This window comes from Streptococcus sp. zg-86, from assembly GCF_017639855.1.
GTDB classification, from domain to species: Bacteria; Bacillota; Bacilli; order Lactobacillales; family Streptococcaceae; genus Streptococcus; species Streptococcus zhangguiae.
In genome coordinates this window covers 670057-684995 of record NZ_CP072115.1, presented here as the reverse complement: position 1 = coordinate 684995, position 14939 = coordinate 670057, and the positions used below count along the sequence as shown (strand labels likewise).

General features: G+C 41.7%; 10 protein-coding genes. All 10 read right to left on the bottom strand.

Annotated elements, in window-relative coordinates:
• Positions 1-936 (bottom strand): glycosyltransferase family 2 protein, encoded by a 936-nt coding sequence (locus J5M87_RS03440; RefSeq protein WP_154608755.1) that lies wholly within the window; start codon positions 934-936, stop codon positions 1-3.
• Positions 933-2081 (bottom strand): beta 1-4 rhamnosyltransferase Cps2T, encoded by a 1149-nt coding sequence (gene cps2T, locus J5M87_RS03435; RefSeq protein WP_154608754.1) that lies wholly within the window; start codon positions 2079-2081, stop codon positions 933-935. Before cps2T ends, J5M87_RS03440 begins: the two co-directional genes overlap by 4 nt.
• Positions 2082-2234: 153 nt before the next feature.
• Complete coding sequence (gene rfbD / locus J5M87_RS03430; RefSeq protein WP_154608753.1) at positions 2235-3086, bottom strand: dTDP-4-dehydrorhamnose reductase; 852 nt, start codon at positions 3084-3086, stop codon at positions 2235-2237.
• 155 nt (positions 3087-3241) lie between these two features.
• Entirely contained in the window at positions 3242-4459 is a 1218-nt protein-coding gene (locus J5M87_RS03425) for an ABC transporter permease (protein ID WP_154608752.1), read from the bottom strand.
• Positions 4456-5349 carry an ABC transporter ATP-binding protein gene (locus J5M87_RS03420; protein WP_154608751.1) on the bottom strand — a complete coding sequence of 298 codons (894 nt, stop codon included), beginning with the start codon at positions 5347-5349 and terminating at the stop codon, positions 4456-4458. Before J5M87_RS03420 ends, J5M87_RS03425 begins: the two co-directional genes overlap by 4 nt.
• 485 nt (positions 5350-5834) lie before the next feature.
• On the bottom strand, positions 5835-6302 hold the full coding sequence (locus J5M87_RS03415) for a deoxycytidylate deaminase (RefSeq protein ID WP_154608750.1): 468 nt from the start codon (positions 6300-6302) through the stop codon (positions 5835-5837).
• A 583-nt stretch (positions 6303-6885) separates the two neighbouring features.
• Positions 6886-9525: a DNA polymerase I gene (gene polA, locus J5M87_RS03410; protein ID WP_154608749.1), complete on the bottom strand. Its 2640-nt coding sequence runs from the start codon at positions 9523-9525 to the stop codon at positions 6886-6888.
• Between the two features lie 637 nt (positions 9526-10162).
• Positions 10163-13525 carry an FtsX-like permease family protein gene (locus tag J5M87_RS03405; protein ID WP_154608748.1) on the bottom strand — a complete coding sequence of 1121 codons (3363 nt, stop codon included), beginning with the start codon at positions 13523-13525 and terminating at the stop codon, positions 10163-10165.
• 18 nt (positions 13526-13543) lie between these two features.
• Positions 13544-14245: an ABC transporter ATP-binding protein gene (locus J5M87_RS03400; protein WP_154608747.1), complete on the bottom strand. Its 702-nt coding sequence runs from the start codon at positions 14243-14245 to the stop codon at positions 13544-13546.
• 159 nt (positions 14246-14404) lie between these two features.
• Positions 14405-14896: a thiol peroxidase gene (gene tpx / locus J5M87_RS03395; RefSeq protein WP_154608746.1), complete on the bottom strand. Its 492-nt coding sequence runs from the start codon at positions 14894-14896 to the stop codon at positions 14405-14407.
• Between the last annotated feature and the right edge of the window lie 43 nt (positions 14897-14939).

Genomic DNA, 14939 nt, shown 5'->3' with positions numbered 1-14939 from the left:
TTACTCCTTATAGGCAAATTTTGTGAGGATAAGACTGGTAAAAACAAGGGTGTGAAAGGCCTTGTTTTTCCGATAACCATACACTCGTATACGGTTGAGTCGTTCCATAAAGGGAACATCCATAATCGTTATAAAATTCTCGACTAGTTCTCTATCCTTGGTTGACAAGGGCAAATCCAAGAGATTTCTAGCCTGTCTTTGACTGTCCTGAATCAGTTTCCAGTATTTTGCAAATAACACATGGGGGCGAATCCAATTGTGCATTCGTTTTTTAAGGGTTCTAGCTCCCAGTACATTCGCTTCATGCTGGCGGTAGAGTTCGGTTGGTTGATCAATATAGACAAGATTTCCTAGAGCTGCCGCGACAAGTGCTAAATACCAATCGTGCATCAATAAGGCATACGCTTCTTGTCCTGTCCAAAGCTCCGCTAAGGTATGATTGACCATGGCTACACCACCTGTGACAGTATTTTCTGTTAATTCCTGAACAAGACGAGTATTGGCATGGTCCGACTGCGTTTTTATCATACTTTCATGCATGACCGTCAAATCCTGTCCAACAACGGTTAAATCGGTGTAAACTAGCAAGGGCTTGTCTGCTGGGTAAGCCTGAGCCTCTTCTAATTGCCATTCTAATTTATGCTCCAACCACACATCATCCTGATCACTAAAGAAATAGTAATCCGCTACTTTATATTGCAAAAGGGTATGAAAACTGTTTATTACACCAAGATTTGTCGTATCATCTGGATTGATGAAGCAAATTCGCTCATCTTTTTGGCAATATTCCTTGATAATGTCCCTTGTGCCATCGCTTGATCCATCATCTCGAATCAACAAGGTCCAATCAGAAACCGTTTGCCTGCGAATGCTATCAATCTGTTCTCTTAAAAATCGTTCACCATTATAGGTGGATAATAAAATATGTACTCTCATGATAAAAATAAGTCCTCATACTGGCCAACTATTTTTGCCCAAGTGTAGTGAGAAGCCATTCGTTCTTTTGCTGCCTGTCCCAATTCTTGATTTTCCTCTTGTCTATCTATCTGATGGAGTAAATCAGCCAAATTCCCCTCTTTTTTTGTCCAATAATGGGCAGTTTCAAGCGCTACTTTTTGGTTGAAATCAACTCCCAAAATCAGATTCTCATTGGTTTGGGCAAGTGCTTCTAGTAAGCCTGGATTGGTTCCACCAACCTCATGACCATGCAGATAGGCACGCGCTTCTTGGCGGATATATTTCAACAACTCCTGCTGGTAGACTGTTCCGACAAATAGGATGCGTTCATCGGTATCAAATCGCGTTTCTGCTTTCAACTTCTCAAAGTAAGACGACCCTTCATGATTACAGATAATGACTAATTTTCTAGCAGTCTGTGTCGCCATAAATTCTCGAATAATCGTCGCATAATTATTTTCGGGTACAAAGCGCCCTACAACCAGATAATAACCTTTTTCTACTAATTGAAAGCGATCAAAAAATGCTCGTACTTCTGAACTTTCGTTTGTCAGAGTGGTAGGAGTTAGGTCTGTTCCATAAGCAACGCAGGTCGTCTTTGCCCATGGATAGGTTGCTTGAATATAGTCCTCAATCCCTTCATTATCTGAAACAATCCTATCTGCATGCCGTGTCATCAGCTTTTCTGAATACTTGAGATAGTGCTGCACAGGACGTGGCCATTTGCTACGTTTCCATTCCAATCCATCTGGGTTCACCAACAGCGTCCCTCCAACAGCATGAATCTGATGGGCAAATGGAGCAATGAAAGCACCAATTGTATTTCCTAAAATATAGAAAACTGGCCGCTCTATTCTCTCCTTTTTAACGAGAGATAGCGCATAGCGAATCGCCAACATATCATAGGCAATGACGCGCGCTGGTCCTAGTTTGGGTGGATTGATGGTAAAACAATCCGCTCCCTTATAAAGGGTATGAACATGGTGTGTTTCATCTGACAAACAAGCAACATGATATTGAATCTTCCTATTTTCTTGGTGGGTAACCAGTTGTTCGACAAAGGTCTCGAAACCACCGTATTTAGCTGGCAGCCCACGGCTACCAATAATAAAAATGTGTCTCATCTTATCCTTAACTCTAAAAAGTATAATCAGATAATTATACCATAATTGTGGATGAAAAGCATAAAAGAGGCTAGGCAAATCTACCCCACCCCTTCATTTTTTATCCTACAAACCATTCCATCCTTCGGGTAAAACCTAAAAAGCAAGAATGCCTTATTTCTTTTCTTGTTGATAAAAGGCTGCCAAGGCTTCTTGCCAGGTTGGAATCACAAAACCTGTTGCCTTTGCCTTTTCTAAACTCATTGTCGAGTTAAATGGTCGTTTTGCTTTTGCGGGAAATTGGCTGGAATCAACTGGTAATACCTTGGTATCTGTATCTTTTAAAATCTCAGTCGCAAAGTCAAACCAAGTTGTATCTTCTATAGCATCGTTTGATAAATGATAATAACCAAATTCCTGCTTGGTATCTACGAGATGAACCATAAATTCTGCCAAGGTACGCGTCCAAGTTGGGCGTCCATGCTGATCATTCACAACTGTCAAGGTATCACGTGTTTCCGCAAGATTTTGCATAGTAAAGACGAAATTTTTTCCGTAATTTCCAAATACCCAAGCTGTGCGCACAGTGTAGAATTTACTAGCGTATTTCTCAACTGCCTCTTCTCCCAAACGCTTGGTCCGACCGTATTCTGACTGGGGATCTGGTTGATCATCTACTTGCCACTCTTGCCCTATCGGTAACTCACCATTGAAGACATAGTCTGTTGAGATATATACCAAGGTTGCTCCATATTGCTCAGCAGCCTTTGCGATATTTTCAGAACCAGTCACGTTAATGGCATAGTTCAATTCCTTACCTTCATCTTCTGCCATATCAACTGCTGTGTAGGCGGCACAGTGATAGACAATACTTGGTTTTACTTCTTCAAAAAAGGCTGCGACTTTTTCAGCATTGGTGATATCCATTTCTGCCACATCAGCTGCGACATATTCAACACCTCGCTCATCTAATAAATGGCGAAGCTCTGTTCCCAATTGTCCATTACTACCTGTAATTAAAATCATGATTGACTCCTTTATTGCATTTCTCACCATATTATACCAAAAAAATACAATCAGTGCCTGATTTGATGTCAGAGAAATACTAACTTAGAACGACTAGTGAAAACCCTCATCAAGATTGGACACTTGATAAGGGATTTCGACTTGTTTTTGTATCTTTATTTATTTTTCAGCGCACGTTGGAAATTTTTCCACAAGCCTAAATCATCTGTCTGGAGGATAAGGCTAGAATAGATTTTTCCAATATACCAAATGCTAGCTGCTGTTGTCCCAAGTAAAATAAGTAGGGAGAGCAGACCTTCAAGAGTAGATGCTTCTTCATGAATCAGACGAATCGGCATGAAAAATGGTGAAAAGAAGGGGATATAAGAACCAATAGTGAGTAAAATATTTCCTCCTTTTATTCCCAAACTGATACTCATCAGCATAGCCACAACAACCAGTAAGACAAGGGGTTGAACCGCCTTATTGGTATCTTCCACACGCGTTACCAAGGCACCGCAAGCTGCCGACAGGACAATGTAGAAAATCAAGCCCAATAGCATAAAGAAGACTGTAAAGACAGTAGAAGGTTGGAATAAGAGCGCTACTATTTCTTGGTATTGTTCCAAGAACATCTGAACCAGTGGAAACTGACCAGCGACAAAGTAAGCAAGGAGAAAACCAACTACATAGATGGAAATATGAGTCAAGACAACTGCCATAATGCCCAACATACGCCCGTAGAAATAATTGGAAGCACGAACACTTGAGAAAATGACCTCCATAATCTTGGTTCCTTTTTCATTCGCAATATCCTGCGCAGTTGTCGTTGCATACACAATAAGGAGCATGTAGAGGGCAAATGAGAGAACAAAAACCAAACCTGATTGCAGTGTCTGAGCCAATTCTGTATTTTTTTCAATCACTTCATCATAGCTGATTTCTTGGGATAAGATTTTTTCTTGCTCCCCAGTCAACTGAGCTGCTTTCTGGTTCAAATCTGCCTGAAGTTTTTTCAAATCGCCCAAGATAGATTCTTTAGCAAACTGATTCATGCTTTCCTTGCCATGATAAGCAGCATGCACTTGATTGTCTTTGACATCTAACATGAGGTAACCATCAATTTTGCCATCGTCTACTGCTTTTTGGGCAGCCGTTTGGTCTTGGTATTCAAAATCGTACTTATCCTTATCCTCTACTAGAGCTTGTGCAATCTCAGAACTGGTCGAAACGATTGGGATTGGTTCGGAAGATAATTGAGACATCCCAACAAGAATACCCATACCGGCGGAAAACCCTAAAAAGATAAAGGGACTCAAGACCATAAACAAGAAACTCCATGATTTCACATGACGGAGATAGGTTTCTTTCATGACAATACTCATTTGTTTCATAGGGCTACTCCTGATTCTAACTTGAAGATTTCATCAATCGTTGGGGCTTGCTGATCAAAGGTTGACACGTATTGTCCCTGAGTGAGAATGTCAAATAAGGCTGGGCCTGCTGATTCATCCTCCAAGACGAGGCGCCAAGTACCCTGCTTGGTCCGACTGGCACTGACCACATGCGGGAGAGATTCCAATTCTTCCTGTGTACGCTCGCTCGCAACGAATAGTCGTGTCTTGCCATAGCTATTTCGAACCTCGTCAATGCTACCTGAAACAACTACTTTCCCATCACGAATCATCAAAATGTCATCACAGATTTCTTGAACATTGGTCATGACATGATCTGAAAAAATAATGGTCGCTCCACGCTGTTTTTCTTCTAAAATCACTTGTTTCAGTAATTCTGTATTGACTGGATCAAGACCACTAAAAGGTTCATCTAAGATAATCAAATCTGGCTGGTGCATCAGAGTAATCATCAACTGGATTTTCTGCTGATTTCCCTTTGATAGACTTTTAATTTTATCAGTTGGATTGCCCTTGACCTGCAATTTCGCCATCCATAGGGGCAACTGCTCCTTGATATAAGAGGTCGACAAACCTTTCAAACTGGCTAAATAATGAACCTGATTATACACCGTTAATTTGGGCATGAGGCTACGTTCTTCTGGTAGATAGCCGATTTTCTCGTAGGTGGCTTGTGAAATGGCTTGCCCATCGAAGCGAACCTGACCTTCATAGTCCAAAAACTGCAAGATACTATGAAAAATCGTTGTTTTTCCTGCACCATTTTTCCCGACAAGACCGATAATCCGTCCTTTTTCTGCCTGAAAATCAATTCCATGCAAAACAGCCTTGTCACCAAAACTTTTCTTTAGTCCTACTACTTCTAACATCGAAACCTCCTTTTTGTGTCACGACAATATGTAAGCATTTCCAAAATAATACATCCATTATACTCCTATTTAATCAGAAATACAATATTATAGTGAATGGAATAAAGGTTAGGACATCGTTATACTCTATAAAAATCAAAATCTGACTAGGCAACGAAATCGTAGCTAGAACTGAAGTTCAGCAAGGTGAGTTAACGACGTCAGACTTAGATTTTTGACGAGTATAAGTCGCTTTGCTTCAATAGTCCAGTAGACTGTTGAAAGTTGGAAATAGGGATTATGGAGTAGTCCTCAACTAATTCTAGTGCTATCTGTAGCTCCTTGCCTTGTCCTATTCCTTCATAAGATACGAGGGCGTATAAAGCACAAAGTGAAAATAGGAAGTCTGACGAAGAGGCGGCAGACTCTAGGAAGACTTATCTTTTTCACACAGTGCTTAGCCCGAGTTCAGTTCTCAATCCACTATATCTTCCTTTGACCAGCAATCAAATCCAATCCGTTTGTGAAATCGCCCCTTTTACCTTCTCAATCGGCAAGTGGACAAGTTCACACTCTTTTTCGTGATAAAGATAGGTGGCATAGTCATCTATACGGTACTCGTTGATATAGACCACCCGTTTGCAGCCAACTTGAAGGAGCTGTTTGGAGCAATTCAGACAGGGAAAATGCGTGACATAGGCTGTAAAACCTTTAGGAATGCCTCGTTCTGCTCCTTGTAAAATCGCATTGACCTCCGCATGTAAGGTCCGGACACAGTGACCGTCCACCACTAGACATTCTTGGTCCAAACAATGTTCGGTACCTGAGACAGAGCCGTTATAGCCTGTTGCCACAACCTTATTGTCCTTGACCAAGACCGCTCCTACCTTAGCCCTTTTACAGGTTGCTCGATTGGCAATCAAGAGAGCTTGTGCCGCAAAATATTCATCCCATGCTAACCGTTTTTCTGACATCTCCTAGTCTCCTCAGATTTATTTTCCTTATTATACCATGTTTTTTCAAAAAAAGAGGTCGGTTTTTTGTGACAAAAAAGCTCACTTGAAACATAGGGAACAGTTCATCATCGGAAAATGTCAGACTTAGAAAATAGGGAGCAAATTTTCACAAAAAAATAGGAGACTTGGAGCATAGGATACAATTTTTCAACAAAAATTCCCTAACTGGAAAGCTAGATAAGAAATTTTCAATGAAAATTGACAAACTTAAAAGCTAGACAAGATTTTTCAATATGAAACAACTCCACTCTATCACTTTTTTACGGTCTTTATTTAAGAAAGAAGACTACTCTTCAAATAGTATAATAGGATGAGGCAAGGAGCTGCAGATAGAACTGACGTTAATTGAGGATTATTCCATAATCCCTATTTCCAACCTTCAACAGTCCACTGGACTATTGAAGCACAGCGACTGAACCATCTCCTAACCTTTATTCAATTCACTATAAAAACGCATAAAATCAGGTGATCGAAAATCCCTATTTATGCGTTTTTTACCAATTCAAAATTGAGTTTTTACCCAGCGTTATGCCTTATTCTGCTACTTCGCTTCATACCATGTTTTGCCTGCATTTTCATCTGCCAGCAATGGAACGGAGAGAGAAATTGCCGATTCCATAACATCTTTTACCATGGAACGAATGGTCGCCAATTCATCGTTTGGTACTTCAAGGACGATTTCATCATGCACCTGTAAGAGCATGCGAGTGCGTAAACCTGCTTCTGTCATGGCCTTATCTAAGTTAATCATAGCCACTTTTAGCACATCCGCAGCTGATCCTTGAATCGGTGAATTGATAGCAGTCCGTTCGGCAAAGTTTCGCACATTAAAATTCCGAGAATTGATTTCAGGAATTTCACGACGACGGTGGTAAATCGTTTCGACATAGCCCTTATCACGCGCCTCACGCACAATACTTTCCATGTAGTTCTTAATGCCTGGGAAACGTTCAAAATAGGTATCAATATAGTTTTTCGCTTCCTTGCGGCTAATACCTAGATTATTGGACAAGCCAAAATCAGAAATCCCGTAGACTACCCCGAAGTTGACGGCCTTGGCATTGCGGCGATCATTTGCCGTCACATCTTCCGGCTTTTCAATGCCAAATACCCGCATGGCAGTTGAAGTATGGATGTCTGCACCTTGACGAAAGGCTTCAATCAAGTGTTGATCCTGCGAAATATGCGCCAAAATCCGCAACTCAATCTGGGAATAATCCGAGCTTAGTAGGACACTATCTTCCCATTCTGACACAAAAGCCTTACGAATCAAGCGACCTTGTTCTAAACGTACAGGAATATTTTGCAGATTAGGGTCTGTACTAGAAAGGCGACCTGTCTGGGTCAAATCTTGCACATAGCGTGTATGAATTTTCCCGTCTTCCATAATGGCTTCTTGAAGGCCAATCACGTAGGTCGACTGTAATTTGGTAATCTGACGATAGTCAAGAATTTTTGACACAATCGGAGCAATCGGAGCCAATCGTTCTAACACATCTACTGCCGTAGAATACCCTGTCTTGGTCTTTTTGGTCAATTCGAGTGGCAAGCCCATTTTTTCAAAGAGAATGACCCCTAGTTGCTTAGGAGAGTTGATATTAAACTCTTCACCAGCCAAGTCATAAATATCCCGTGTCAATTCTTCAATCAAGAGATCATTTTCAACCTGCATGGCTTTTAAGGTTTCTGCTTCAACCTTAATCCCTGTCATTTCCATTTTAGCAAGGACATTGGCTAGTGGTAATTCCATTTCAAAGAGCAGGTCTGACTGTTGGTGTTCTGCCAATTTTGTCCGCATAATGGCTTCCGTTTCAACGAGAACAGCCAATTTATTAGCCAAGTGTTGATAGAGTGTTTCAGGTTCAGGAATGGCTCGTTTGGCACCTCTTCCATAGACAACTTCATCCGCATCTAAGCTATTCTGACCGTATAACTTGGCAATGGTGGCAATCTCATTATCTTCTACTGTCGTCAGTAGATATTTGGCTAGACGACTATCAAAAGCTGCTAGTTTCAGGTCAATCCCATAATGGGAAAGTAAGACCTTACTCCGTTTGAAATCATAGGTTTTAACGGCTGTTCTTGTCAGAAAGTCACGCAAAATGTCTTGTGACAGAAGCTCTGCTCCTCCGACATAGATAGCCTGCTCATCTCCCCAAGCAAGACCGATAATTGGCTCTTTGTGGTAATTATCACCGAAGATTTCAAAGTGGAAAAACTGGTCTTCATGGAGCATGTCTGCCGCAACCTTTTCAACGAATACAAAGTCATTCTTGATAGCTGTCGGTGCTGTTGCTTCATTTCCTAATTGGGCACGGAGTAATTTGAAGCCCATGTCCTCGTAGAAGCGCGCTAATTGTTCAAGATCTGGACCTTGATAGGCAATATCTTCAAGACCAATTGTAATAGGCGCTTGCGTATCAATAGTCGCAAGGGTTCGTGATAGAAAGGCCTGTTCCTTATCCTGAATCAGATTATCTTTCATCTTGGACTGCTTCATACTGTCAATATGCTCATAAATACCGTCTAGTGACCCATATTCCGTCAAAAGTTTAAGGCCTGTTTTCTCACCAATCTTGGTCACACCGGGGATATTATCTGATTTATCTCCCATAAGTGCTTTTAAATCAATGAATTGGGTCGGCGTAATCCCCATTTTTTCCATGAGATAGGCTGGGGTAAATTCTTCGAATTCAGCAACTCCCTTTTTCGAAATTTCAACAATGGTGTTTTCATCCGTCAGTTGGATCAAATCCTTATCTCCACTAACAATGGTCACATCAAACGGTTGGCTACTTCCTTCGGCCAGTTTATCCAAGGTTCCAATGATGTCATCTGCTTCATAGCGTTCTAAATCATAATGGCGAATGCCCATGACTTCTAGCATTTGGCGAATGAAAGGAAATTGCTCTCGAAATTCATCAGGTGTTTTGGCACGACCTGCCTTGTAGTCTTGATACATTTCTGTACGGAAGGTCGTTTTCCCCGCATCAAAAGCGACCAGTACATGGGTTGGCTGGATTCGCTTCATCATATGGTCCAGCATGAGGTGGAAGCCGTAAATAGCATTGGTATGAAGACCAGTCGGACTCTTAAAACGATCAATTTGATTGTAGAGTGCAAAGAAGGCACGAAAGGCTACAGATGAGCCGTCTATTAGTAATAATCTATTTTTTTTCATGTTTTTATTATATCATGTTCTCTTCGTCAAGAATAGAAAAAGGAATAGAATGATCCCGTGGATTATGCTACTCCTTTAATATAAAAGTTCTTGTTTTTATAGTGAATGGAATAAAGGTTAGGACATCGTTCAGTCGCTTTGCTTAAATAGTCCTGTGGACTGTTGAAGGTTGGAAATAGGGATTATGGAGTAATCCTCAATTAACGCCGATTCTATCTGCAGCTCCTTGCCTTGTCCTATTCATTCATAAAGATACGAGGGCGTATAAAGCACAAAGTGAAAATAGGAAGTCAGACGAAGAGCCAGCAGACTCTAGGAAGACTTATCTTTTTCACACAGTACTTAGCCCGTGTTCAGTTTCATAAGATACAAGGGCGTTAAGCAACTCCTAGACAAAAGAGGAAATCGAAGCAGGTTGGCTTGCAACCAACTAGATTTATACCTAAAGGGAGCCTCAGCTGTAACCAACTAAAATTGGAACATCTGCGTCCCCACTAAAGGGAGCCTCAGCTGTAACCAACTAAAGTTGGAACATCTGCGTCTCTTTTTTACACAGCTCTTAGTCCGTGTTCAGTTCTCAATCCACTATACTACTTTCTTCAATAGTCCAGATTTTTGTACTCTTGGAGTTATCCGATTACTCCCCAGACTTGAGGGCTTCAAGCATATCTAATTGACTCAAGTGGTGGTGAACGAGCCAGCCTAACAAGGTGAGTATTCCTAGTACGGCCACAATTGGGACGAGATAGACATCTATGGATACAGTTGGAGCAAATAGGATAGCCGGTGAAGCAATGACGACTAGAAGTAGGCGATGTAAGAAGAAGCCTGCACATAGACCTAAGGCAATCCCCAAGACTGATAGGATCATGGTTTCCCGATAGATATAAAAGGTCACTTCACGGTCATAAAATCCCAAGACTTTAATGGTTGACAATTCCCGAATCCGCTCTGCCATATTGATGGTCGTCAAATTATAGAGAATAACAATTCCCAGTAAAATGGACAAGACAATCAAAATCAGCATAACGGATTGAAGGGACTGAACAATGGTTTCTAGCAAGGTAACCAGAGATAGATTTTGTACGACCGCAACAACCCCTTTCATGGCTAGAAAATCACGTGCAACCTTTTCAACAGCCTTCTTATCTGACTTGTCTAACATCACCAAATCTGCATTTGCCTGATAACCTTTTCCACTTGCTCGCTGATAGGCAACATCCGACAGATAGATGAAATGACCTGCATACATCTCCGTGATTCCAGCCACTTTCAATGTCAACTCTTCTTGCTGAACCTTCACCGTCAGTCTATCTCCAACATCAACCTGATACAACTGAGCCAACTTCTGAGAAATAATTGCCCCTTCATCTGATAAGAGTAACCCTTGACCATTCTTAGGATTTCGCAAGGTGACAAAGGAGGACAAATCTTTTTCTGGACTGATAAAAAGGCTAATAGCAAGGGCATCGTCCTGACCTTTTACTGTTTCTGTTAGACCATAGTAAGCAATGGGTAGGGTCTTTTGAACAACTGGTGAACGAAGGGCTTTTTCAACTTGATCTTTATCTTCCTGACTAACTCGACTTTGCTTCACAAGTACCAATTGATAATGAAGAAGGTCCTGAAATTGACGGTCGATGACCTGCGAAATAGACGAGCGGATTCCTAAACCAGCAAATAAGAGAGCCACGGAGCCTGCTACACCGATAATGGTCATAAGCATCCGTTTTTTGTAACGTAGGATATTGCGGGCTGTCACCTTTTGGGTAAAACTCAAACGCTGCCAAATAATTGGCACATATTCCAAGAAAATCTTAGCCCCTGAAACAGGTGGCTTGGCTTGCAATAGTTGGGCTGGTTTGTCTTTTAATTCCCTACGTACAACCCAATAGGCCGGTAACACAGAAGCAAGCAGAGAAAAGAGAATCGCTAGAAGATACCATTTGGGATAGAAAGAAAAGCCGCTTCTTCCAATCACCGTCGTATCTGTGATAATGCGACTAATCATCGGAGCTAGGAGAAAGTTACCTAAAAGAAGCCCTACAATGGTACCTGATAAGCCTGACGCTAACCCGTAGACGATAAACTTGATGATAATTTGCCGATTTGTATAGCCGAGAGCCTTAAAAATACCAATATTAGAACGCTCTTCATCCACAAAGCGGGTCATGGTCATAAATGTAACTAGAGCCGCAACTAAATACAACACAGCAGGGAAAATGTTTCCGACCGCAGAAATACTCTTGGTACTACTGTCATAATTAGCATAGCCATTTCCACCAGGTAGGCTGTCTCGTGTATAGGTACGATACTCTGGTGTATCAAGGCGAGCTAAATCAGCTTGGGCAACCTGTATTTCTTTTCGCGATTTTGTCAATTCTTGCTCAACGCTTATACGTTTCTTTTCAAACTCTTGCTGGGCTGTTTGAAAGGCTGCACGGCCTTGGTTTAGGGCAGTTTGTTGCTCCTTTAAACTGGAGCGAGCCAAGGTTACTTGTTCTAGACCTGCCTCATAGGCTAGTCGTCCCGATTCATATTGGGCAAGCCCTTCTTGATAGGCTTTTTCTCCTTCTTGGTAGGCTGTTTGCGCTAGTTGGTACTGCTCTTCTCCAAGCTCTAACTGCTGAATTCCAATTTGATAATATACCGATTCTTGTTCATATTGGGCTTTACCAACTTCATAGGCAGCTTGCCCTTCTTGATAGGCCTGTTGCTGTCTCGCCAAATCACCTTCCAATTGCTTTAGTTGAAGTTGGGCTTCAACCAGTTCTGAAAGATCACCTGGATTATCTCCAGCAGCAAGCGCAAAGGTTATCTGATCTTGAATCATCTTAGTCAAGCGTTCAAATTCCATTTGTAGACTAGCAATTTGAGCGGCGCTTCGTTCTAATTCCGCTTCCTTGTTCTTCAGGTCTGACTCAGCTTTTACTAACTTCGCCTCTGCCTGTCCCAATTCCTGTCGGCTCTTATCTAGCTTGGAGCGTTGATTATCTAACTCTTTTTTTGTGGCCTCCAATTGATTGCGACTGCTATCCAATCCATCTTGTGCTTGCAGCAAACTTTCTTCAATTTGAGCCATTTTTTCTGTCTGAAGGTCTACTTCTTCTTGGCCCTGGTCTATTCGTAATTGACCTTGATTGAGCTCCGTTTCCTTTGCATCAAGTTTTGTTTGAGCTTCTTGCAGTTGCTCATCTGCTTCTGCTATTTTACGGTTTGCCTGATGAATCTTTTCCTGTCCATCTTTTTGAACGCTAGCTAGACGCTCCTTCCCATTGTCTGACAAGGCCTCATTAAGAGTCGTCTGGTAGGCCGTTACTTTTTTCTTGTACTCTGCTTGGTAATAGGGAACAGCTGCCAAATCATTATAGCGAAGGCGTGCCATCATGTACACTTCCGAATCAAAGGCAGCCTCATCTACAAAAGCATAGGCAGCTAACTGACCTGTTCCTGTACTTGCAGGACCGAGATTAATGCTCCCCCATATTTCTGCCGAATCCGCAAAACCTGTCACGATAAATGCTGTTTCTTTTAAAACCCTAGCCTGTTTATTGCCTTCTTGAACGGTAATGCGATCCCCAATCTGATACGTTCCTTTGAGATTGGTCGACAGCAGAATTTCCCTAGCCGATGCGGGATCCTTGCCCTCTTTTAACTGATAGCGTGAAATGGTTTTAGGAGCAGAAAACAAACGAATTGCTTCCTGGCCAGCCCCAATGGTCACATCCTTGAAGTAGGCATACTCAATCTGGACACCTCTAATACGATCTAGTTCTTTTTTGTCTGCTTGACTGATTCCCAAATCTGACATCACAGCCAAATCCATCACCTGTCCCTGTTCAATATAGCGCTGCGCTGTTTTTTCCATATTTGGCGCTGCAACCTTTAAACCGATAAAGGCCATTGAACCAATCATCATTAAATTAAAAATCGAAAAGAATCGCCCTTTAGAAGACAGTAATGATTGACGAATCGTTTTCCAATAGATTTTCTTATTCATCTAGTGTTCCTAGTTTTCTTAATATTCCAAGGTTCGAATGTCTTGCGGCTGCGGATTGACCTGAATCGAATGAACACGCGCATCCCGCATCTGAATGACCTTGTCTGCAATTGGAGCCAAAGCAGCATTGTGGGTCACAATCACTACCGTTGCTCCTTCCTGTTTCGACATGTCTTGTAAAATATGTAAGACCTGCTTACCTGTCTGGTAGTCCAAGGCTCCAGTTGGCTCATCGCACAAGAGCATCTTGGGACGTTTGGCAACTGCTCGTGCAATCGCAACTCGTTGTTGCTCACCACCTGATAATTGAGCTGGAAAATTATCCAAACGATCTCCCAAACCAACTTTGGTCAAGACATCCCTCGCATCCATGGCATCACGCACAATTTCTGAGGCCAATTCGACATTTTCTTTCGCAGTTAGATTCGCCACTAAATTGTAGAACTGAAAGACAAAACCAACATCTTCACGGCGGTACTTGGTCAGCTGCTTACTAGTTAGTTGAGCAATGTCCACCCCATCAATCTTGACTACGCCTTCATCATTTGTATCCATACCGCCCAAGATATTGAGTAGGGTTGATTTTCCTGCGCCAGAAGAACCGAGAACGATGACCAATTCCCCCTTTTCAATATCAAACGAAATATCCTTGTTTGCCACAATACGATTATTGCCCATGATGTAAGATTTAGAACTATTGCGTACTTCAATATATGCCATATCTACCTCTTTTCTTTCCCTATTATACCATGTTTTCGCTTTCATATCGAGTATTCCCCTTATGAAACAATCCGACATGGCAAGTACAAATCCTTTGTTTTCCAACTGACAAACGAGCAAGCAAAAACGAGCAAGAATTTCTTACCCGTTTTAAGATTGTTACAGATTCTTAGCGACTGCTAAAGCTGCATCATAATCTGGATGTTCATTTACATTGTCCAAATATTCCACATAGACAATCTCATTATTTTCATTGAGGACAAAGACGGCACGCGCTAGTAAATTCCACTCACGCATTAACAAACCGTAGGCCTTTCCAAAAGCATGGTCATAGTAGTCTGATAGGGTAATGACTCCATCAAGGCCTGCTGCTCCACACCAACGAGCCTGTGCAAACGGTAAGTCAGCTGAAACAGTAATGACAACTAAATTGTCTGTCCCTGCAAGCTCTTCATTAAAGCGACGTGTTTGCGCATCACAAATTCCTGTATCAATCGACGGAACGACACTAATGATCTTGCACTTTTTGCCAAAATCATTGAGGCTCTTCAAGGTCAAATCATTTGCCATAAGGACAAAATCAGGGGCTTTGTCGCCTACACGTAATTGAGGTCCGACAAGAGTAACTGGTTTTCCGATAAATGTTGTCATAATAGGCTCCTTTTCTCTACTACCTCTATTGTAAGCGTTTTGA

Coding starts and splice junctions, on each gene's coding strand:
- J5M87_RS03440 (WP_154608755.1), bottom strand. CDS start 936: ATGAGAGTACATATTTTATTATCCACCTATAATGGTGAACGATTTTTA.
- cps2T (WP_154608754.1), bottom strand. CDS start 2,081: ATGAGACACATTTTTATTATTGGTAGCCGTGGGCTGCCAGCTAAATAC.
- rfbD (WP_154608753.1), bottom strand. CDS start 3,086: ATGATTTTAATTACAGGTAGTAATGGACAATTGGGAACAGAGCTTCGC.
- J5M87_RS03425 (WP_154608752.1), bottom strand. CDS start 4,459: ATGAAACAAATGAGTATTGTCATGAAAGAAACCTATCTCCGTCATGTG.
- J5M87_RS03420 (WP_154608751.1), bottom strand. CDS start 5,349: ATGTTAGAAGTAGTAGGACTAAAGAAAAGTTTTGGTGACAAGGCTGTT.
- J5M87_RS03415 (WP_154608750.1), bottom strand. CDS start 6,302: ATGTCAGAAAAACGGTTAGCATGGGATGAATATTTTGCGGCACAAGCT.
- polA (WP_154608749.1), bottom strand. CDS start 9,525: ATGAAAAAAAATAGATTATTACTAATAGACGGCTCATCTGTAGCCTTT.
- J5M87_RS03405 (WP_154608748.1), bottom strand. CDS start 13,525: ATGAATAAGAAAATCTATTGGAAAACGATTCGTCAATCATTACTGTCT.
- J5M87_RS03400 (WP_154608747.1), bottom strand. CDS start 14,245: ATGGCATATATTGAAGTACGCAATAGTTCTAAATCTTACATCATGGGC.
- tpx (WP_154608746.1), bottom strand. CDS start 14,896: ATGACAACATTTATCGGAAAACCAGTTACTCTTGTCGGACCTCAATTA.